Origin of the sequence: Sphingomonas xinjiangensis (assembly GCF_014199255.1) — a bacterium.
Taxonomy (GTDB): domain Bacteria; phylum Pseudomonadota; class Alphaproteobacteria; order Sphingomonadales; family Sphingomonadaceae; genus Sphingomonas; species Sphingomonas xinjiangensis.
Genome location: NZ_JACIJF010000004.1, coordinates 149,457 through 167,851, shown reverse-complemented (window position 1 = coordinate 167,851; position 18,395 = coordinate 149,457). Strand labels below are relative to the sequence as shown.

Below are 18,395 nucleotides of genomic sequence, written 5' to 3'. Positions count from 1 at the left end.
AATTTGCCGGAACTGTTATTCGGCTAATCGGTTGTGCGCCATGGCCAAAGCCCTAGGGAGTTACCCCATGCGTATGATTGCAAAGACTGCCGCTGCTGTTGCAGCACTCACGCTCGCCGCGGCGCCTGCCGTCGCTGCCGGCAACGCTTCGAAGCTGTCGCTTCGCAGCTCGACCTCGTCGGAAGAGTCGGAAGACCTGGTTGCAGGCGCTCCGATCATTGCCGTTCTGGGCGTTGCTGCCGTCGTGGCAGGTGTCGTCGTTGTGGCGACCGAGAACGACGACGAGCCGGACAGCAACTAAGCTGCGGCTCGGCTGGTACGGACGGCGGGACTCGAACCCGCACGCCCCGAAGGGCAGGGGATTTTAAGTCCCCGGCGTCTACCATTCCGCCACGTCCGCACGCGCGTACGGACAAGCGGATGGCGGGGCCGCCGTCAAGTCAGTTAATAGGAAAGCCCGGCGAGGACGTCCTTGCCGGGCTTTTTGTATCGAGGCGTGCCGGTACTTGGGACTACCGGGTGAGGGCGCCTTCAGAAGCGCGGATGCGTTTGACTACGTCTTCCAACGACCCTGGCCCGCGTTGGCTTACGCCATAGCCGTGGCCGGAGCTCTGAAATCCTCTTTGCTCATGAGCAGCGCCCAGATGATCCGCACCGTCTTGTTGGCGAGCGCTACACTGCCCAGCATGCGCGGCTTCCTGGCCAGCATTTGCTCAAGTCATCCTCCTGCCGGAGCGCCAGCTTGCTCGCCCGTAGCACCACAGCGCTGCTGCCGATGATCGGCGAACGGTGGAGTGTTCGCTTGCCTATTCATGGTCGAGGCCAGTTGCTGCTCGCTCCTGATCGCCACGACCCGCATGTTTGGGCGCTGCACTGCCTCCCAGATCCTCTCGGCATCCCCCGCGTCATTCTTATGCCGCTTCACGAATGGCTTCACGTAAGCAGGCGTGGTCAGCTTCACGTCAAAGCCAGGGTGCGCGAGCTCGTGCTCTCCGTGATGGGCACTTCGGCAAGCCTTTAGAACCACCGTGCACCGCGCCTGCTGGGCAAAGAGCTCAAGCAGTTTGTGCGGCTGATCTTGCCGCTGAACAACGCTCGCCCACGCGCATCCGGCATGAAACACTAACTGCCGACATGGAAGCCTCCTCAAGTGGAGTTCAACACCTCCACTGTGACGAATCGATGCCGTTGGGGCGCGCGCCCCATCACCCAGTTCCCAGCAGCGCACATAACAAAGCCCGACAGGATGTCCTGCCGGGCTTATATTTGAGACCGCTTACGCAGGACGCTTACGACACGTTCAGGCGAACGCGCATTTCCTTGCCAGGCTTGAAATAGGGTACGCGCTTGGCGTCGACATCGACCGATTCGCCAGTGCGCGGATTTCGGCCGGTGCGAGCGTCGCGGGCGCGGGTGGAGAAGGCGCCGAAGCCGCGAAGCTCTACGCGGCCATCCTCGCTCAGGCGGCGCACGATCTCATCGAAAAACACCGTCACGACCTTCTCGACTTCCCGGACCGAGAGGCCAGGATTTTCTTCGACAAGCATCCGGACCAGTTCCGAACGGATCATCCGCATTCCTCCCATGGCGCGCCGGAAATCTTTCCTGCGCAACACATTCCCCGGTTAGCTTTTAGACCCAGCAGCGCTGCGTCAGCAACCCGAACATGTGTGAAGTCGTGAATATTCAAGCGAAAAGGGGAGCGGCGTACCGCTCCCCCAACAGCTTACGCCTTCTCGTTGCGGGCCTTGAGGGCCTCGCCGAGAATGTCGCCCAGCGATGCGCCCGAGTCGGAAGAACCGTATTGCTGAACGGCCTGCTTCTCTTCGGCAATCTGCATCGCCTTGACCGAGAAGGTCGGCTTCTTCGAACGGTCGAAGCCGGTAACCATAGCGTCGAACTTCTGCGCGACCTGGAAACGCTCCGGACGCTGCTCGTCGCGGTCGCGGCCGAGATCGGTGCGCTTGATGAAGCCGGTGGCGCCATCGTCGCCGACCTGAACTTCAAGGCCCGCATCGCGGACTTCGAGCACGGTCACGGTCACGACCTGGTTCTTGTTCAGACGGTCACCAGCACCCGCCGAGGTGGCTGCCGACGGACCGCCGCGCTCCAGCTGCTTCATGCCAAGGCTGATGCGCTCCTTGTCGGCTTCGATCGCCAGAACGACGGCCTGAACGGTCTCGCCCTTGCGGTGCAGGTTGAGCGCGTCCTCGCCAGAGATGCCCCATGCGATGTCGGACATGTGGACCATGCCGTCGACGTCGTTGTCCAGGCCGATGAACAGGCCGAACTCGGTGGCGTTCTTGACTTCGCCTTCGACAGTCGAGCCGACCGGATGGGCTGCTGCGAAGGCATCCCACGGGTTGGACTGCGCCTGCTTGAGGCCGAGCGAGATGCGGCGCTTTTCCTGATCGACCTCGAGGATGACCACGTCCACTTCCTGCGACGTCGACACGATCTTGCCGGGATGGACGTTCTTCTTTGTCCAGGACATTTCCGAAACGTGGACCAGGCCTTCGATGCCGGCTTCCAGTTCCACGAACGCACCATATTCGGTGATGTTGGTGACGCGGCCCGAGACGCGTGCGCCCACCGGATACTTGGCGCCGGCGCCCTCCCACGGATCGCTCTCGAGCTGCTTCATGCCGAGCGAGATGCGCTGCGTGTCGCGGTTGATGCGGATGATCTGCACCTTCACCGTCTGGCCGATCTCGAGCACTTCGCTCGGATGGTTGACGCGCTTGTAGCTGAGATCCGTGACGTGCAGCAGGCCGTCGATGCCGCCGAGATCAACGAACGCACCGTAATCGGTGATGTTCTTGACGACGCCGTCGATCACCTGGCCCTCGGCCAGCGACTGGATCAGGCCCGAACGCTGCTCGGCGCGGGTTTCTTCCAGGATCGCGCGACGCGAAACGACGATGTTGCCGCGCTTGCGGTCCATCTTCAGGATCTGGAAGGGCTGGGGGATGTCCATCAGCGGGGTGACGTCGCGCACCGGACGGATATCGACCTGCGAACCCGGCAGGAACGCCACGGCGCCCGACAGATCGACGGTAAAGCCGCCCTTCACGCGGCCGAAGATCACGCCTTCGACGCGGGCGGTGCTGGCGAACTCGGTTTCAAGCTTGTCCCAGGCGGCTTCGCGGCGCGCGCGGTCACGGCTGAGCATCGCTTCGCCGTTCGCGTTCTCGACGCGGTCGACATAGACTTCAACTTCGTCGCCGACCTTCAGCTCTGCCTTCTGGCCCGGCGCTGCGAATTCGCGCAGCGGCACGCGGCCTTCGGACTTCAGACCAACGTCAATGACGGCGAGGTCGTTCTCGATGCCGGTGACCGTACCGATCACGACGCGGCCTTCAAAGCCGTCCGCCGAACCGAAGGTCTCATCCAGCATTGCCGCGAAATCATCGCGGGTTGGGTTTGCCGCAGTGGCCATGAATTAGAGTTCCTGTCTTACGTTTTTCCGGCCGGCCGGTTGTATCCGGCGGTCTTGGAGGCCAGAATTGCCGCGGCAGCCTCATGCCGTTCGCGGCATCCATCGGGCGCTTGCAAGCGGAGGACACAGACGCAGGTCTAATGCGAAAATGGCGCGTGAGAGTCACCTCTCCGCGCCTTCCTCCGCGAGCATATACTCGCTGGACGCGCGGCCCTTACTCCGATCGGGCGGCGCTCGCAAGAAAAAGCGGGCTGGATGTGGCGCAGCCTTTAGGCGTTGCGCCGTGCCTCGACCAGTTCGATGGCCTTCTGCACGGCCGCTTCGATCGACAGGACGCTCGTGTCCAGGAGAGCGGCGTCGGCGGCGGCGACCATCGGCGCATCGGCACGCTGCGAGTCGCGCTCGTCCCGGGCGCGGATGTCGGCCAGCACTTTTTCGAGGCTCGCAGTCAGCCCTGCCTTTTGCAGCTCCAGGTGGCGGCGCTCGGCGCGGACTTCCGGCGTCGCCTGGACGAACAACTTGGCGTCGGCGTCTGGCGCGATCACCGTCCCGATGTCGCGCCCGTCGAGCACCGCGCCGCCGGGCTGGCCGGCGAACCGCTTTTGTCGTTCAAGCAGCGCCGCGCGTACTTGGGGGTGCGCCGAAACCACGGAGGCGATCTTGCCGACATCGTCGGTGCGCAGCCAAGGATCCGCGAGCAGCCCATCGTTGAACGCGCATGCGGCAGCCGCATCGGCCTCTACCGCCGGGTCGAGCCCGTCGCGCAGCACCGTTGCCGCCACCGCGCGATACAGCAGGCCCGTGTCGAGGTGCGGCAGCCCGTAATGACGGGCGAGCGCGCGGGCGATGGTGCCCTTGCCCGACGCGGCGGGGCCGTCGACTGCGATGATCATGCCGCTCATTGTGCGGCTCCGGTCAGCGCGTGGAGCGTTTCGAAGAAATCGGGATAGCTGGTCGCGACCGGGCTGACATCGTCGATGGCGATCGGTGCCGCTGCGGCGAGCCCGGCGACTGTCATGCTCATTGCAATGCGGTGGTCGAGTAAGCTCGCGACCGAGCCGCCGCCGGCCAGCGGCGCGCCGGCCGAGCCCTGAATCGCCAGGCCGTCCTCGAACTCCTCACACTGTACGCCTGCCGCTTCCAGTGCCGCCCGCATCGCCGCGATCCTGTCGGATTCCTTGACGCGCAATTCGTGCGCGCCGCGCGCGACCGTCCGACCCTGCGCCACCGCCGCGGCCACGAACAGGATCGGATATTCGTCAATCATACTCGGCGCGAGATCGGCGGGTACTTCAATAGCTTTGAGATGGGCGTGGCGCACGCGCAGGTCCGCGACCGGCTCGCCACCGACCTCGCGCGCGTCGATCTCGACGATGTCGGCGCCCATCAGCTTGAGCGCAGTGATGAGGCCGGTGCGTGTCGGGTTCATGCAGACGTTGTGGATAACGATTTCGGACCCGGGCACGATGGAGGCCGCGACCATCCAGAACCCTGCGGACGAGGGGTCGCCGGGAACCTCGATCGTCTGCGGCTTCAACTCGGCCTCGCCATGGATCGAAATGATCTTGCCCTCGGGACTGTCCTCGACCGTCACCTCCGCACCGAAACCGCGCAGCATCCGCTCGCTATGATCGCGCGTGGGCACCGGCTCGATCACCCGCGTGATCCCCGGCGTGTTCAACCCGGCCAACAGCACCGCCGACTTCACCTGCGCCGACGCAATCGGCAGCGTGTAGGTGATCGGCACCGCCGGGCAGAGCCCGCGCACCATCAACGGCAGTCTTCCGCCTGGGCTAGACCGGACGTCTGCACCCATTTGCGACAGCGGCTCGGTCACGCGGCCCATCGGCCGCTTCGAGAGCGAGGCGTCGCCGGTGAAGGTCGCAGTGATCGCGTGGCTTGAGACCAGCCCCATCAGCAGCCGCGTGGACGTACCCGAATTACCCATGTCGAGCGCCTGTTCGGGCTGGAGCAGCCCGCCTACGCCTACGCCATGCACGCGCCAGGTGCCGTCCGCGTCGCGATCGATCCGGGCACCCATCGCCCGCATCGCCGCTGCGGTCGCCATTACGTCCTCACCCTCCAGCAGCCCGCGGATGCGGCTTTCGCCTACCGCCAAGGCGCAGAACATCAGCGCGCGGTGGCTGATCGACTTGTCGCCAGGAACGGTAAGCGTGCCCCGAAGTGGGCCACGGGCAGAGACGGAGAGGGGGCGGGGAGCGGCGTGCGACATCGCGGCGGCTTTGACAGTCGGCTTGCGCCGTGGCAAGGCGCCCCCCACTTTTCCGGGTCACACCCGAAAATCCTGATATCTTGAAAGGCAAGAGGCAACACATGGTGAAGCCGGAATGGGGCACCAAGCGCGCGTGCCCGAAATGCGGGACGCGGTTCTACGATCTGCAGAAGGACGAGCCCGTCACCTGCATTAACTGCTCTTTCGCGTGGGAGCCCGAGCCGATCCTGAAGTCCAAGCAGCCGCTGCCATTCGAGGCTGCGAAGTCGGATGCCGCCAAGAACAAGGCAGAGGATTCCGATCTTGGCGATGAGGATCTGGGCATCGGCGCTGATGACGAGGAGCCCTCGGCCGACGACGACGTCGATCTGGGCGGCGACGACGATCTGGGCGTCGAGACCGTCAAGGATGAAGACGAGCAGTAAAAGTTTTCCGGCAAGGGCAGAAAATGCAAAACTGCCCTTGCCAACCCGGCGCACCCCTTTTAGAGGGGCCGCCTTCCCGGGGTGTGGGGCCGTAGCTCAGCTGGGAGAGCGCTGCAATGGCATTGCAGAGGTCAGGGGTTCGATCCCCCTCGGCTCCACCATCCCCTGTCGTGCAGAATTGCGCGACCCAATCGAACACTGTGGCAGGCCACTGAGGGGTGGCTACCGCATTTCATCCAGTCACCCCGGATGGCCGCTACTTTGTCGTTCGCGGTCGATTGTGGCGGATGTCCGATCCTTCGCTACCTTCCGAACGCCGGGAACGTCTTGTTGCAGCGCTGATGCAGGCCAGACGCGATGTCGGGTTGGCGTTGAGGGCGCAAGACGCCAGCGCTGAAGCACAAGCGCGCGCGGAGGTCGATTGGGCAAAGACCGCGCTGGGCGAGCGCGGACCGCCCTGGTGGCATGACGGTGCGCCCGATTATAACCGCCGCTTCGCCCGCAACACACCTTATGCCGAGTGGTATGCCGCGTTGCCGCAGCCGTGATGTCAGGCGACGAGTCGGATGGCAGTCGAGCGCGGGGTTGCGCCTGCCCCTGCCACTCCAATATGCCGGTGCCAAGGTGGACGCGATCCGCGGAGGGGAACACATGACCGGGCGTCCCACGATCAAGGAAGTCTCGAAGATTGCGGGGGTCTCATTCAAGACCGTGTCGCGCGTGCTCAACAACGAAAAGCATGTCAGCGAAGAAACCCGTCGCCGCGTGGAAGAGGTAGTCGCCCGGCTGAACTTTCGTCCGAGCCAGGCTGCGCGTATGCTGGCCGGCAGGCGCTCGTTTCAAGTCGCGCTGCTCTACGACAATCCAAGCCCTTATTACGTCTATCATATTCAGGCGGGCGCGCAGCAGCGCTGTACCGAATTGGGCTATCGCTTGCTGCTTCAGCCGGTAGACAGTCAGGCGGCAGGTTTAGTGGCCGACGTCATGGCGCTGGTCGACGAAGCGCATCTTGATGGATTGATTCTGTCGCCGCCGGTTACGGAGATCGCTTCGTTGCTCGATGCGCTGGACGCGCGGGGGTTGCCTTACGTGCGGATCGCCCCGGGTATTCGCGCAGGAGCGGGGTTGGCGACGACGATGGATGATGTCGCCGCTGCGCGCGAAGTGACACGCCACCTGATCGGCCTTGGCCATCGCGCCATCGCCTTCATTCCCGGACCAGAAAGTCACGTCTCATCGGCTAATCGTCTTCGTGGCTATCGCGAAGAGTTGGAGGGACATGGGATCGCCTTCGATCCTGGGCTGATCGTCGCGGGCGATTACAGTTTTACGTCAGGCTCAGAAGCTGCGCGCAAGCTGCTGGACGGGAGCCCCAAACCGACGGCGATCTTCGCTGGCAATGACGACATGGCGGCCGGCGCGCTCGCTATGGCGCACGAGCGTGACATCGCCGTGCCCGACCAGCTTTCTATTGCGGGTTTCGACGATAGCGACCTGGCCAAGGCGGTCTGGCCGCCGCTGACGACGCTGCGCCAGCCGGTGCGCGAGCTTGCATGGGCGGCGGCGGATCTGATGCTGGGGGAACATACCCTCGGCTCCCAACTGGTTCTGAACCACGAACTCAAAGTTCGAATGAGCACTGGACCCGCGCGCGTAAAACCAATTACCTAGAATGTATGCTATTGGTCTGTAGTGTGGCGGTCACAGCGGAAAACAAAGCGCTGCGGTGAGCCATCCAACAAAATGAGGCTCATTGACGGTTATCTGAGGCATGCTTAACGCTTCGTCCAAGTCCAAACATGTGGACGTTCGGGAGGATGTCTCCGCAGACAGCCGTCGGGCCGAACAGGCTCGGCGGCTGGCGTTGCAAGACTGCCTTTGGCGAACCGCACGCTACGCGCTGAGCAGCGCTCTGATCCTGTCTTGCGACTATGCTGGCTTCAGCCCTCCCTCGGGACAGCACTGATTTTCGCAGTGAGTCGCTGACAGTCTAATGACCAGAAGGTTGGCTCTTTCGAGTCCTAGTCATGGATCAGGTGGAAGCCGATGGGCAATAAGGCGTGCTCGTTGCTTCATCGGCTGGACTGAGAGCCGCGCCTGATGAACTGTCCGATGGAGCATGTCGGCGCGCCCGGCCAGCGCATCGCGCAGGCTGCCTGCCAAGCTCGCCCGACGTTCGGGTATGCCGCGCCTTGCTTCTAATGGCGACCGGCAGGCGGTGGTGTCTGAGGGTGATCACGTCCGGCACAAGCAGGCACCCGTTCCATCGCGGCGCACCTGTTTCGAAGCTGGACGCAGCACCGTAATCTCTTGCTGGGCGAATTGGTAAACAATGCGTTAACTGCGGATCATGCAGCGCCCTCTCGTTATCGACAGCCATGCCCGCCGCCACCCGTTCCGCAGCCATGTGCGTCGGGCGATTGTGCGGGATCGACAAACCCGTGACGACAGCGATGTGAAGCTCTTTGCCTTGAGCTTCAGTGCCTTCTTCGTCTGCTTCTACACATTCCTGCTGTAAGGGTCTTACTGCTTCAAGGGATGAGATCCGGGTCGTGCGGGGCATGCTCTGCCTGGCGGAGCCGCCACGCGCACCAAGCCGAGGCCAGGCATAGCGCCACCACCACCCACATACAGTCTGCGACGCTGACACCGGGGACGTTAGTGATGCCAAAGATGCCGACGGAGCCGATCACCATCGCGCCCGAATTGACGATGTTGTTTGCGGCCACGGTGCGTGCGGTCTGAGACTTTTCGACGGTGGTCGTCAGGAAGGCGTAGAGCGGCACTACGAACATCCCGCCGGTGATCGCGATCATCGCGAGATCGGCAAGGACGTGCCACGCCGCCGGGTGGGCGATGAAATCGGCGGTCTTGAGCAGGGGGCCTTCGCTTACTGGCCAGAAGCGCGCGGCGAAGTGAAAGTCGACCACGAACACCGCCATCGCCAGTACCGACGCGACTGCGTACTTCGCCGACACTTCGCCTTTTAGCAGCCGGTTGATGATCACCGAACCGATCGCGATGCCCACCGAGAAGACTCCCAGGAACACGCTCGCCACATCCTTTTGGGCGTGGAAAACGTTCTTGACGAGCGGCGGGAACAGCACGCCCAGCACCGCGGCGATCGTCCAGAACACGCTGATCGCGATGATCGCCAGATACAGCCGGCGGATGTGCATCGTCGCGGCGATCAGCCGGTAGGACGAGCGGAAAATGTTGAAGTCGAGCTTGAGTGTCGTGAGCGGCGGCGCTGGCGGGATCTTTAGCGACGTCAGCCAGCCAGCAATCGCCACGCCAACGACTGCGATTGCCGCGACGGCGGGGCTGATCAGGCCGCCTGCGATCGTGCCGCACAGGATGGCGATATACGTCCCGGCTTCGACCATGCCGGTGCCGCCGAGCACTTCGCCTTCGTTCAGGTGTTGGGGCAGCACGGCGTATTTGATAGGGCCGAAGAAGGTCGAATGGATCCCCATGCCGACCAGCGCGACCAGCATCAGCGGCAAGCTCTTGAGGAAAATGCCTGCCGCACCGACCAGCATGATGCCGACCTCGGCCGCCTTGATGATCCGCATGATCTTCGCCTTGTCATAGCTGTCGGCCAGCTGTCCAGCGAGGGCGGAGAACAAGAAGAAGGGAAGAATAAAGATGCCGGTGGCGATCGCGCTGAAGCGCGTTTCTTCCTCCACTGAATTGAAGATTTGGTAGGTCGCGAAGAAGATCATCGCGTTCTTGAATAGATTGTCGTTAAACGCCCCCAGGAACTGCGTCACGAATAGGGGGAGAAAACGGCGCTCCTTCATCAACCCGAGCGCACCGATCATGCCGTATCTGCTCCCCAGCGGCGGTGTTCCGCCCGATGTGCCCGTGGCATACCGGGGGGGCGCCGCGGCAGCAACGCCTTATTCCGCTTGGAGCCTGGCGGTGTTAGAGCAGCGCCATGTGGACGCTGCCCAACATCCTCACGCTTTCGCGCATCCTGGCACTGCCGCTGCTGGTGGCGTTCCTGTGGTGGCCCGATTGGCCGGCGGGCTATGCCATCGCGTTCGCGCTGTATGTCGCGATGGGGGTGACCGATTATTTCGACGGCTATCTCGCCCGCGCGCAGGGCACCGTGTCCAAGCTCGGCGTGTTCCTCGATCCGATCGCTGACAAGATCATGGTCGCCGCGGTCATCCTGGTGCTCGCGGCCAAGGGCATCATCGCCGATTGGCATGTGATCGCCGCGACGATCATCCTCGCGCGTGAGATCGCAGTGTCGGGACTGCGCGAGTTTCTGGGCGGCATTCAAGTGTCGGTCCCCGTCTCGCGTTTGGCTAAGTGGAAGACCGCGCTTCAGCTCGGCGCGCTGGGGGCGCTGATCTTTACCAGCGCCGTGCCCGAATGGACCTGGGTGGAACCCGCCGCGCTGCTCGCCTTGTGGGGGGCGGCCGTCCTTACGGTGATCACCGGCTGGGACTATCTGCGCGTCGGCCTGAAGCACATGGACAGCTAGTGGACGTGTTGTACTTCGCCTGGGTGCGCGAACGCGTGGGAGCCGGGCACGAGCACGTCGATCCGCCTGCCGGCATCACAACCGTCGCCGATCTGATCGGCTGGCTGGCGGGCCGCAGTTCGGGCCATGCTGCAGCGTTCGCCGAACCCGAGCGACTCCGAGCCGCGATCGACCAGAAGTTCGTGCCGCTTGATGCGCCGCTCGGCCGGGCTCGTGAAGTCGCGCTTTTTCCGCCGGTTACCGGCGGATGATTAGAATCGCCGTAGCCCCCGAACCGATCGACCTGGCCGCCGAGCTCGCGGCGATCGAGGCGGGCGGGGCAGGGGGCATCGCCAGCTTCACTGGCTTGGTTCGCGCCGACGATGGCGTGACCGAACTCGAACTCGAACATTATCCGGGCATGACCGAGGCGGCGCTCACCGAGCTGGCCGAGAGCGCCACGCAGCGGTGGTCGCTGCTCGGCGCCACCATCATTCACCGGGTCGGGCGCATGCGTCCGGGTGAGCGCATCGTGTTCGTCGCGACGGCGGCGCTGCATCGGCGCGAGGCGCTCGACGCGTGTGCGTTCCTGATCGACCGTCTCAAGACGGGTGCGCCCTTCTGGAAGCGCGAACGGCGCGGCGAGGATGCGGCGTGGGTAGAGGCGAAGGTGTCCGACGACGCAGCGGCGGGCCGCTGGGGCGCCTGACCCTTACGCCGTCTGCTTCAGCACTTCGGCCATCAGGCGGAAGTCGCGCTCGCGCGGGGAAGCCTTGCGCCATACCAGCGCGATACGCCGCGTGGCGTTCTCCGCTTCTAGCGGGCGTGCGGTGACCGAGGTGTGCTCGAGAATGCCCGCCGAGATCGCCATTTCGGGCAGCATCGTCACGCCGAGGCTATTGTCGACCATCTGCACCATGGTGTGAAGCGAGGTACCAAGCATCGTCGCCTCGGCGCGTAGCTCGGGCCGGTTACATGCCGCCAGGGCATGGTCCTTCAGGCAATGTCCGTCCTCGAGCATGAGCAGCCGAGTCTCGTCGATGTCGGCGGGCTTGATCACCGGAGTGGGGTCCATCTCGCCTTCATGAAAGGCGACGAACAACCGGTCGTCGAACAAGGGCGCCGCCTCCACGTCGCCACACGAGAAGGGCAGCGCGAGCAGCACGCAGTCGGTGCGGCCCTGGTGAAGCTGCTCGCAGGCCTGACCGCTGGTTTCCTCACGAAGATAGAGTTTCAGCTCAGGATAATCCTTGCGGAGCCGCGGGAGGATGCGAGGCAGGAGGAAGGGGGCGATGGTTGGGATGACGCTCATCCGCATCTCGCCCGAGAGCGGCCGTCCGGCAGCCCGGGCGAGGTCGCCCAGCTCCTCGGCCTCGCGCAGCACGCGGCGGGCCTTGTCGACGATCTGCTCGCCCAGCGGCGTGAAGCGCACCACGCGGCGCGTGCGTTCGACCAGCACCACGCCGATCAGCGTCTCGAGTTCGCGGATGCCAGCCGACAGCGTCGATTGCGTGACGAACGAAGCCTCTGCGGCGCGCCCAAAATGCCCCGAATCATGCAGCGCCACCAGATATTGGAGTTGCTTCAGCGTTGGTAGGTAGGTCTGTGCCACTGATCGCCCCTGTCGATTGCAGGTGCGACATAGAACGGTTGGAGCGATTAGGCGAGGGTTTGCCGGGGCATCTCAGGCGAGGACGTTGGCATTGGTCCCGGCGTGCGCGCTGCCGTCCCGTCCGCCTTTAACGGCGCGCCGCATCGCTTCCTCTATCTCGCGTTGGATTGGAGCCTTCAGCTCCGGCGACAGCGCGTCGAACTGTTCCTGCGTCATATTGTGACGCTTGAGGATATTGTCGCGCAGTCGCTCCATCGGAGTCTTCTTCGCCTCCTTGCGAAACTCGGCGATCACCTGCTCGGCCTTGGATGGATGCGGGTTGCGACACATAAAGGACTTGCCGGAAATGGCTTTCCTCGCGCCGATACCGGCTAAATCGCTGATGCCCATGCTAACCGATCCCCCTGCTTAACCCCCTCTTCATAGAGGCACGATGGGCATAGGTGATGATCGGCAGCGGAATCTTGCCGCAAGAACGCAAACGAAAACGGACCGGAGATCCCTCCCCGGCCCGTTTGTTCCCGTATTTCCAGGCGTCAGGCTGCCTCTGCCTCGATCTCCGCCGGCAGCCGTATCAGGTAATCGAACGCCGACAACGCCGCCGTCGAGCCGGCACCCATCGCGATAACGATCTGCTTGTACGGCACGGTGGTGCAGTCGCCCGCCGCGAAGACGCCCTTTTGCGAGGTCTCGCCGCGATCGTCGATTTCGATCTCGCCCCGCTGGGTAAGGCCGATCGCGCCCTTCAGCCATTCGGTGTTCGGCACCAGTCCGATCTGGACGAAGATGCCTTCCAGCTCGACCTCGTGGCTCGTGCCATGATTGCGGTCCTTGTAGGTCAGGCTGGTCAGCTTCGATCCGTCGCCCTTCACTTCGGTGGTGAGCGCCGAAGTGATGATCTTCACGTTGGGCAGCGAGCCCAGCTTGCGCTGAAGCACCGCGTCGGCGCGAAGCTGGCTATCATATTCGATCAGCGTGACATGCGCGACGATCCCGGCGAGGTCGATCGCCGCCTCGACGCCCGAATTGCCGCCGCCGATCACGGCAACGCGCTTGCCCTTGAACAACGGGCCATCGCAATGCGGGCAATAGGTCACGCCCTTGTTGCGATACGCGTCCTCCCCCGGCACGTTCATCTGGCGCCAGCGCGCGCCGGTCGACAGGATCACGGTGCGCGCCTTCAAGGTCGCGCCGTTGGCCAGCACCACTTCATGCAGCCCGCCTTCGCGCTTCGCGGGGACCAGCTTGGCCGCCGCTTGCAGGTTCATGATGTCGACATCGTAGTCCTTGACGTGCTGCTCCAGATGCGCCGCGAGCTTAGGACCCTCGGTGTGCGGCACGGAGATGAAGTTCTCGATCGACATGGTGTCGAGCACCTGCCCGCCGAAACGCTCGGCGGCGATGCCCGTGCGGATGCCCTTGCGCGCCGAATAGATCGCGGCCGCCGCGCCGGCAGGGCCGCCGCCGATCACCAGAACCTCGAAGGGGTCCTTGTTCTTGATCTTCTCGGCCGCGCGCGCGGTGGCGCCGGTGTCGATCTTGGCGACGATCTGCTCCAGCTCCATCCGGCCAGAGGCGAACGGCTCGCCGTTCAGGTACACCGTTGGCACCGACATGATCTGCCGCGCCTCGATTTCGGGCTGGAACAGCGACCCCTCGATAGCGGTGTGCTGGATGCGCGGATTGAGCACGGCCATCAGGTTCAGCGCCTGCACCACGTCCGGGCAGTTCTGGCAGCTGAGCGAGAAATAGGTCTCGAACTCATAGTCGCCATCCAGGTTCTTGACCTGGTCGATGACATCCTGCGCCGCCTTGGACGGGTGACCGCCCACCTGGAGCAGTGCCAGCACCAGCGAGGTGAACTCATGCCCCATCGGAAGCCCGGCAAAGCGCACGCCGATGTCGGTGCCCGCCCGGCGGATCATGAAGCTGGGCACGCGCTTGTCGGTGCCGGTCACGACGGCGATCTTGTCGGACAGCGCGGCGATGTCGTTCAGTAGCTTCTCCATCTCGCGCGACTTTGCATCGTCGCCGATGCTGGCGACGAGCTTGATGGGCTCGCGGATGTTCACGAGATAGGCCTTGAGCTGCTGCGTCAGATTTGCGTCGAGCATGCGAGAAAACTCCTGTGTACTCAGTCGAATAGGCCCGGCGTCGCCGGTGGGGTCCACTCGAAAAAAAACGGGCCGGGGTGGGAGGGACTCTCCACCCCGGCCCGCCATTGGGCGCCCCCACAAGGGGGAGGGGAGGGGCGCCTTAGATCTTGCCGACCAGGTCCAGCGACGGGGCCAGGGTATCTTCACCCTCTTCCCACTTCGCGGGGCAGACTTCGCCCGGATGCGCAGCGATGTACTGTGCGGCCTTGATCTTGCGGAGCAACTCGGTCGCGTTGCGGCCGACGCCTTCCGACGTGATCTCGACCAGCTGAATCACGCCTTCGGGATCGACGACGAAGGTGCCGCGATCGGCCAGGCCCTGGCCCTCACGCAGAACGTCGAAGTTGGTGGCGAGGACGTGGTTCTGGTCGCCCAGCATGAAATAGTCGATCTTGCCGATGGCCGGCGAGGTGTCGTGCCAAGCCTTGTGGCTGAAGTGGGTGTCGGTCGACACCGAATACACTTCCACGCCCATCTTCTGCAGCTGCGGATAGATGTCGGCCAGGTCTTCCAGCTCGGTCGGGCACACGAAGGTGAAGTCGGCGGGGTAGAAGAAGAAGACAGCCCATTTGCCGCGCACGTCCGCGTCGCTGACGTCGACGAACTTGCCCTGCTTGTATGCCGTGGTGGTGAAGGGCTTCAGCGTGCTTCCAATAAGCGCCATGCAATAATTCTCCGAGACAGGTGTTTGGTTCGAAGCAGGATATAGGCAGACTTTGCTGCAATGCGAAACCGATTGGTCCGCTCGGACTGATCGATTTTGTCACTCAATGATCGGCAGAGTTGCGCGTTGTCAGATCCAGCCGATCGCCCGGGTCAGACTGTACAAGCTGGTCAGCGTCAGCACGATGCCCACCAACAACAGCAGGACGCGCGTCGGCACCCGCTTAGCGAAGAAGGCACCGAACGGCGCTGCAATTACGCCGCCGATCAGCAGCCCAAGCACTGGGTGCCAGAATTCCGGCGTGAATCCCTGCGTGCCGATATGGAAGAGGAAGGTCGCTGAAATCGTCAGCGTCAGGAAGAATTCGGTGGTGTTCACCGTGCCTATCGTGGTGCGCGGCTGCGCGCCCTGGACCAGCAGGTTGCTCGTCACCACCGGTCCCCAGCCGCCGCCGCCGGCTGCGTCCAAGAATCCGCCGACCAGCCCCAGCGGCTCGACGATCTTGGGCTCGCGCTGCGTCGGGGGAAAGCGTGCGGCGCGAAACAGCAGGTAGAGCCCGATACAGGCGAGATAGCCCATCACGAACGGGCGCGTCACCGACGCATCGAGCGAGGTCAGCACATAGGCGCCGATCACGCCGCCGATGATGCCGGGGATCAGCAGCCGCCCGAACAGCTTCCAGTTGACGTTGCGGTGCAGCACGTGGCTGATTCCAGAAACGCCGGTGGTGAAGGTCTCCACGACATGCACGCCTGCCGATGCAGTGGCTGGTGCCACTCCCAGCACGCTCACCAGCAAGGTGCTGGAGATCACCCCGAACGCCATGCCCAGCGCGCCGTCGACCAGCTGGGCGGCAAAGCCTGCGGCGACATAGGGAAGAAGCTCGGAAATGGTTACGCCTGCAAACATTCAGCGCCTCGCGATGGTTCAGGCGCCTGGGATGGCCGGCGCCCCCATCTCCTACAAGACAGATAGTGTTTAGCGCATGCAAGCCCCGGATCGGTGCTTCTGGAATTCGCCGTCCGGACCCACTAGATAGCCGCAACCAAAGGGGACCGGCCATGTTCCAGCGTCTGGCGACGTACATCGATTCGATCCGGGCGCGTGACCCGGCCCCGCGCAGCCGCGCCGAGATACTACTGTATCCGGGCGTGTGGGCACTCGGCTATCACCGGCTTGCGCATCGCCTGTTCCGTGCGCGCCGGTTTTTCCTTGCCCGGCTGGTCAATCATTGGTCGCGCTGGACCACGGCGATCGACATCCACCCAGGCGCGCGGATCGGCCGAAACTTCTTTATCGACCATGGTTTCGTCGTGATTGGGGAAACGGCCGAGATCGGGGATAACGTTACGATCTATCAATGTGTCACCTTGGGTGGAACCAGCCCTGACAATGGTGTGGGAGGCAAGCGCCACCCGACGCTTCGCGACGGCGTGATCATCGGTTCGGGCGCGCAGGTGCTGGGGCCAATCGATGTGGGGGCCCGCGCCCGTATCGGCGCGAATGCCGTGGTTACTAAAGACGTCGCTGAAGGCGCGGTAATGGTGGGCATTCCCGCCAAGCCCACCTTGGTAGAAGCAGCGGCCTGGCAGAAGGACTTCGTGCCCTATGGCACGCCGTGCAGCGAAGTGTTCGATCCGGCTACGCAGAAGCTCGAATTGATGCGGTGCGAGATTGAAACGCTCCGCAAACGCTTGGACGCGATGATCGAAGCGGGTGAAGCTGACGCGGCCGGTCGACGTAATATCGGCTAAGGTTGTTTGGCGCTTAGCGCCTTCCTACTTTGATGCTCATGGGAACTGTCACCCCGCTGCCACTCGGCCGGCCGTCGCAGGTCGGCTTCGACCGCATCGAACTTACCCGCATTCTCGATCTCTATGGCCGCATGGTCGCAGCCGGGCATTGGAAGGATTATGCCATTCAGCTGGACGTCGACAGCGCCATTTTCGCTGCTTTCCGCCGGGCAGCCGAGCGTCCGGAGTTTCGGATCGAGAAGCGGCCGGCGCTACGCAACCGTCAGGGAATGTGGGCGCTGATTGGCGAGGCGGGGGCCATCCTGAAGCGCGGTCATGAGCTTGGCCCGGTTCTGGCGCCCGTTGAGCGCCGGTTGATGAAACTCGTCGACTGAGCTTGATTGGATTGGCTGGCGTGTAGCGCTGCCGTGATTATCGCAAACTTGCGTGCTTGCTGGGAGCTGGAACGAAAAGAGGCGCCCCACATGGTAGGGCGCCTCCTAAGCTATTGACGGTGAACGCCCTATTGCGTGCGCTCAATCACCGGCCGCCGCGCTGACGCCACTGATCAGTCACGGTGCGCGAGCAAAGCGGGTAAGATGCCTGTGCGGCAGGCGCTGGCGTGCTCGCTGTGGCGCCCATGGTTGGCGCCGCCGTCGTTCCTGCTGGGTCAGTTGCAGGCGCAGTAGTCGCATCGCTCGAAGTGGCAGCGTCGCTTGCCGTGCCAGCGCCGGTGGTAGTCTGGGTGACGGCCGTGTCAGGCGCGGTTGTTGTCGACTGCGGGGTCTGACCCTGTGTTGCCGTGGTAGCGGTAGTCTGCGGCGCTTCCTGAGCAACGGCCACACCACCCATGGCAAGAGCAGCTGCGAGTGCGATAAGCTTCATCAAGCTTCTCCTGAATTTGTTGTCGGAACGCTTGCGCGCCCATGAAGGAAACTCAGAAGTAGCGAGATGGCTCCCTCAGTTCCCCGCGTCCAGGGAGTAGCCTGCCGACCGGACGGTGCGAATGATGTCGGGACGATCACCATTGTTGATCGCCTTGCGCAGTCTGCGGATATGCACGTCAACCGTGCGCGACTCGATATCCGAATCGTGCCCCCAGACGGCGTCGAGCAAGCGTTCCCGCGAAAACACCCAGCCGGGATGCTCCAAGAAATGCTTGAGCAGCCGGAATTCAGTCGGGCCCAGCGATATGACTTCGCCGCCGCGGCGCACCTTGTGGCCCACCGTGTCCATTTCAATATCGGCATAGGTCAGCGCCTCCCCGGCAAGTGCGGGCCGGACGCGTCGTAGGACTGCGCCCACCCGTGCCACGAGTTCGCGCGGGCTGAACGGCTTGGTGACGTAATCGTCGGCGCCGGTCTCCAGTCCGCGGACCCGATCCTCTTCCTCGCCGCGTGCAGTAAGCATGATGATCGGAATGTTCGCCGTCTCGGGCATGCGGCGCAGGCGGCGGCATACTTCGATCCCGGAAAGACCCTCTACCATCCAGTCGAGCAGGACAATGTCGGGTGTCGCCTCCTTGGCGAGGAGCAGCGCCTCCTCACCATCGGGCGTGTGCTTGACTTCGTAGTCCTCGCGTTTGAAGTGCCAGGAGACCAGTTCGGCGATGGCTGCGTCGTCCTCGACCAGCAGCATATTGACTCGGGCCATTGCGAA

The 18,395-nt window shown here is 63.6% G+C and carries 22 protein-coding genes, 2 tRNA genes and 1 pseudogene; 11 read left to right on the top strand and 14 right to left on the bottom strand.

What is annotated here, in order from left to right:
* Positions 1-67 precede the first annotated feature (67 nt).
* Entirely contained in the window at positions 68-301 is a 234-nt protein-coding gene (locus tag FHT02_RS08840; protein ID WP_184086612.1) for a hypothetical protein, read from the top strand.
* A gap of 13 nt (positions 302-314) precedes the next feature.
* On the opposite strand, the gene FHT02_RS08835 is transcribed toward FHT02_RS08840, so the two are convergent.
* The 6 genes and pseudogenes from FHT02_RS08835 to aroA form a co-directional block, all read right to left on the bottom strand.
* Positions 315-400: transfer RNA gene (locus FHT02_RS08835), tRNA-Leu, on the bottom strand.
* A gap of 186 nt (positions 401-586) precedes the next feature.
* Positions 587-718: pseudogene (locus FHT02_RS22220) on the bottom strand (IS110 family transposase); the annotation flags it as partial.
* 571 nt (positions 719-1,289) lie between these two features.
* On the bottom strand, positions 1,290-1,571 hold the full coding sequence (gene ihfB / locus FHT02_RS08830) for an integration host factor subunit beta (protein ID WP_184086611.1): 282 nt from the start codon (positions 1,569-1,571) through the stop codon (positions 1,290-1,292).
* 155 nt (positions 1,572-1,726) lie between these two features.
* Positions 1,727-3,439 (bottom strand): 30S ribosomal protein S1, encoded by a 1,713-nt coding sequence (rpsA, locus tag FHT02_RS08825; protein ID WP_184086610.1) that lies wholly within the window; start codon positions 3,437-3,439, stop codon positions 1,727-1,729.
* Positions 3,440-3,708: 269 nt separating this feature from the next.
* Complete coding sequence (gene cmk / locus FHT02_RS08820) at positions 3,709-4,332, bottom strand: (d)CMP kinase (protein WP_184087064.1); 624 nt, start codon at positions 4,330-4,332, stop codon at positions 3,709-3,711.
* Between the two features lie 5 nt (positions 4,333-4,337).
* Complete coding sequence (gene aroA, locus FHT02_RS08815; RefSeq protein WP_184086608.1) at positions 4,338-5,672, bottom strand: 3-phosphoshikimate 1-carboxyvinyltransferase; 1,335 nt, start codon at positions 5,670-5,672, stop codon at positions 4,338-4,340.
* A 101-nt stretch (positions 5,673-5,773) separates the two neighbouring features.
* Between aroA and FHT02_RS08810 the strand changes: the two genes are divergently transcribed.
* The 5 genes from FHT02_RS08810 (at position 5,774) to FHT02_RS08790 (ending at position 8,615) form a co-directional block, all read left to right on the top strand.
* Entirely contained in the window at positions 5,774-6,097 is a 324-nt protein-coding gene (locus FHT02_RS08810) for a TIGR02300 family protein (RefSeq protein WP_184086606.1), read from the top strand.
* Positions 6,098-6,182: 85 nt separating this feature from the next.
* Positions 6,183-6,258, top strand: a tRNA-Ala gene (locus FHT02_RS08805).
* Between the two features lie 180 nt (positions 6,259-6,438).
* Complete coding sequence (locus FHT02_RS08800) at positions 6,439-6,645, top strand: hypothetical protein (RefSeq protein WP_343056875.1); 207 nt, start codon at positions 6,439-6,441, stop codon at positions 6,643-6,645.
* A gap of 76 nt (positions 6,646-6,721) precedes the next feature.
* Positions 6,722-7,768, top strand: coding sequence for a LacI family DNA-binding transcriptional regulator (locus FHT02_RS08795; protein WP_343056874.1), 1,047 nt, complete (start codon positions 6,722-6,724; stop codon positions 7,766-7,768).
* Positions 7,769-8,447: 679 nt separating this feature from the next.
* Positions 8,448-8,615: a hypothetical protein gene (locus tag FHT02_RS08790; RefSeq protein WP_184086603.1), complete on the top strand. Its 168-nt coding sequence runs from the start codon at positions 8,448-8,450 to the stop codon at positions 8,613-8,615.
* A gap of 13 nt (positions 8,616-8,628) precedes the next feature.
* On the opposite strand, the gene FHT02_RS08785 is transcribed toward FHT02_RS08790, so the two are convergent.
* On the bottom strand, positions 8,629-9,921 hold the full coding sequence (locus FHT02_RS08785; protein ID WP_184086602.1) for an MFS transporter: 1,293 nt from the start codon (positions 9,919-9,921) through the stop codon (positions 8,629-8,631).
* Between the two features lie 116 nt (positions 9,922-10,037).
* On the opposite strand from FHT02_RS08785, the gene pgsA reads away from it, so the two are divergent.
* Genes pgsA through FHT02_RS08770 form a run of 3 tightly spaced genes read left to right on the top strand, consistent with a single transcriptional unit; the run spans position 10,038 to position 11,280 of the window.
* Complete coding sequence (pgsA, locus tag FHT02_RS08780) at positions 10,038-10,592, top strand: CDP-diacylglycerol--glycerol-3-phosphate 3-phosphatidyltransferase (protein WP_184086601.1); 555 nt, start codon at positions 10,038-10,040, stop codon at positions 10,590-10,592.
* On the top strand, positions 10,592-10,843 hold the full coding sequence (gene moaD / locus FHT02_RS08775; RefSeq protein ID WP_343056873.1) for a molybdopterin converting factor subunit 1: 252 nt from the start codon (positions 10,592-10,594) through the stop codon (positions 10,841-10,843). The genes pgsA and moaD overlap by 1 nt, the downstream gene beginning before the upstream one ends.
* Positions 10,840-11,280 carry a molybdenum cofactor biosynthesis protein MoaE gene (locus FHT02_RS08770; protein WP_184086599.1) on the top strand — a complete coding sequence of 147 codons (441 nt, stop codon included), beginning with the start codon at positions 10,840-10,842 and terminating at the stop codon, positions 11,278-11,280. The genes moaD and FHT02_RS08770 overlap by 4 nt, the downstream gene beginning before the upstream one ends.
* A gap of 3 nt (positions 11,281-11,283) precedes the next feature.
* On the opposite strand, the gene FHT02_RS08765 is transcribed toward FHT02_RS08770, so the two are convergent.
* From FHT02_RS08765 to FHT02_RS08745, 5 genes are all read right to left on the bottom strand, one after another.
* The gene (locus FHT02_RS08765; protein WP_184086598.1) at positions 11,284-12,183 is read right to left on the bottom strand and encodes a LysR substrate-binding domain-containing protein; all 900 of its coding nucleotides are present in this window, start codon (positions 12,181-12,183) and stop codon (positions 11,284-11,286) included.
* A 72-nt stretch (positions 12,184-12,255) separates the two neighbouring features.
* On the bottom strand, positions 12,256-12,573 hold the full coding sequence (locus tag FHT02_RS08760) for a hypothetical protein (RefSeq protein ID WP_184086597.1): 318 nt from the start codon (positions 12,571-12,573) through the stop codon (positions 12,256-12,258).
* A gap of 146 nt (positions 12,574-12,719) precedes the next feature.
* Positions 12,720-14,297, bottom strand: coding sequence for an alkyl hydroperoxide reductase subunit F (gene ahpF / locus FHT02_RS08755; protein ID WP_184086595.1), 1,578 nt, complete (start codon positions 14,295-14,297; stop codon positions 12,720-12,722).
* A 142-nt stretch (positions 14,298-14,439) separates the two neighbouring features.
* Positions 14,440-15,003: an alkyl hydroperoxide reductase subunit C gene (gene ahpC, locus FHT02_RS08750; protein WP_184086593.1), complete on the bottom strand. Its 564-nt coding sequence runs from the start codon at positions 15,001-15,003 to the stop codon at positions 14,440-14,442.
* Positions 15,004-15,132: 129 nt separating this feature from the next.
* Positions 15,133-15,912: a sulfite exporter TauE/SafE family protein gene (locus FHT02_RS08745; RefSeq protein ID WP_184086591.1), complete on the bottom strand. Its 780-nt coding sequence runs from the start codon at positions 15,910-15,912 to the stop codon at positions 15,133-15,135.
* Between the two features lie 152 nt (positions 15,913-16,064).
* Between FHT02_RS08745 and epsC the strand changes: the two genes are divergently transcribed.
* A complete protein-coding gene (gene epsC, locus FHT02_RS08740; protein WP_184086588.1) occupies positions 16,065-16,757 on the top strand; it encodes a serine O-acetyltransferase EpsC in 693 nt (230 codons plus the stop codon).
* Between the two features lie 38 nt (positions 16,758-16,795).
* Positions 16,796-17,131 (top strand): DUF2794 domain-containing protein, encoded by a 336-nt coding sequence (locus tag FHT02_RS08735; RefSeq protein WP_184087060.1) that lies wholly within the window; start codon positions 16,796-16,798, stop codon positions 17,129-17,131.
* A 145-nt stretch (positions 17,132-17,276) separates the two neighbouring features.
* Here the strand turns inward: FHT02_RS08735 and FHT02_RS08730 are convergent, their stop codons facing one another.
* Complete coding sequence (locus tag FHT02_RS08730) at positions 17,277-17,621, bottom strand: hypothetical protein (protein WP_184086586.1); 345 nt, start codon at positions 17,619-17,621, stop codon at positions 17,277-17,279.
* 75 nt (positions 17,622-17,696) lie between these two features.
* Positions 17,697-18,389: a phosphate regulon transcriptional regulator PhoB gene (phoB, locus tag FHT02_RS08725; protein WP_184086584.1), complete on the bottom strand. Its 693-nt coding sequence runs from the start codon at positions 18,387-18,389 to the stop codon at positions 17,697-17,699.
* Positions 18,390-18,395 lie beyond the last annotated feature (6 nt).

Bases quoted from the DNA above. Each gene is read 5' to 3' on its own strand.
- FHT02_RS08730 (WP_184086586.1), bottom strand. From the start codon at position 17,621: ATGAAGCTTATCGCACTCGCAGCTGCTCTTGCCATGGGTGGTGTGGCC.
- FHT02_RS08790 (WP_184086603.1), top strand. From the start codon at position 8,448: ATGCAGCGCCCTCTCGTTATCGACAGCCATGCCCGCCGCCACCCGTTC.
- ahpC (WP_184086593.1), bottom strand. From the start codon at position 15,003: ATGGCGCTTATTGGAAGCACGCTGAAGCCCTTCACCACCACGGCATAC.
- FHT02_RS08785 (WP_184086602.1), bottom strand. From the start codon at position 9,921: ATGATCGGTGCGCTCGGGTTGATGAAGGAGCGCCGTTTTCTCCCCCTA.
- pgsA (WP_184086601.1), top strand. From the start codon at position 10,038: ATGTGGACGCTGCCCAACATCCTCACGCTTTCGCGCATCCTGGCACTG.
- FHT02_RS08770 (WP_184086599.1), top strand. From the start codon at position 10,840: ATGATTAGAATCGCCGTAGCCCCCGAACCGATCGACCTGGCCGCCGAG.
- epsC (WP_184086588.1), top strand. From the start codon at position 16,065: ATGTTCCAGCGTCTGGCGACGTACATCGATTCGATCCGGGCGCGTGAC.
- FHT02_RS08745 (WP_184086591.1), bottom strand. From the start codon at position 15,912: ATGTTTGCAGGCGTAACCATTTCCGAGCTTCTTCCCTATGTCGCCGCA.
- FHT02_RS08840 (WP_184086612.1), top strand. From the start codon at position 68: ATGCGTATGATTGCAAAGACTGCCGCTGCTGTTGCAGCACTCACGCTC.
- phoB (WP_184086584.1), bottom strand. From the start codon at position 18,389: ATGGCCCGAGTCAATATGCTGCTGGTCGAGGACGACGCAGCCATCGCC.
- rpsA (WP_184086610.1), bottom strand. From the start codon at position 3,439: ATGGCCACTGCGGCAAACCCAACCCGCGATGATTTCGCGGCAATGCTG.
- FHT02_RS08800 (WP_343056875.1), top strand. From the start codon at position 6,439: ATGCAGGCCAGACGCGATGTCGGGTTGGCGTTGAGGGCGCAAGACGCC.
- ahpF (WP_184086595.1), bottom strand. From the start codon at position 14,297: ATGCTCGACGCAAATCTGACGCAGCAGCTCAAGGCCTATCTCGTGAAC.
- aroA (WP_184086608.1), bottom strand. From the start codon at position 5,672: ATGTCGCACGCCGCTCCCCGCCCCCTCTCCGTCTCTGCCCGTGGCCCA.
- cmk (WP_184087064.1), bottom strand. From the start codon at position 4,332: ATGATCATCGCAGTCGACGGCCCCGCCGCGTCGGGCAAGGGCACCATC.
- ihfB (WP_184086611.1), bottom strand. From the start codon at position 1,571: ATGATCCGTTCGGAACTGGTCCGGATGCTTGTCGAAGAAAATCCTGGC.
- FHT02_RS08760 (WP_184086597.1), bottom strand. From the start codon at position 12,573: ATGGGCATCAGCGATTTAGCCGGTATCGGCGCGAGGAAAGCCATTTCC.
- FHT02_RS08810 (WP_184086606.1), top strand. From the start codon at position 5,774: ATGGTGAAGCCGGAATGGGGCACCAAGCGCGCGTGCCCGAAATGCGGG.
- FHT02_RS08735 (WP_184087060.1), top strand. From the start codon at position 16,796: ATGGGAACTGTCACCCCGCTGCCACTCGGCCGGCCGTCGCAGGTCGGC.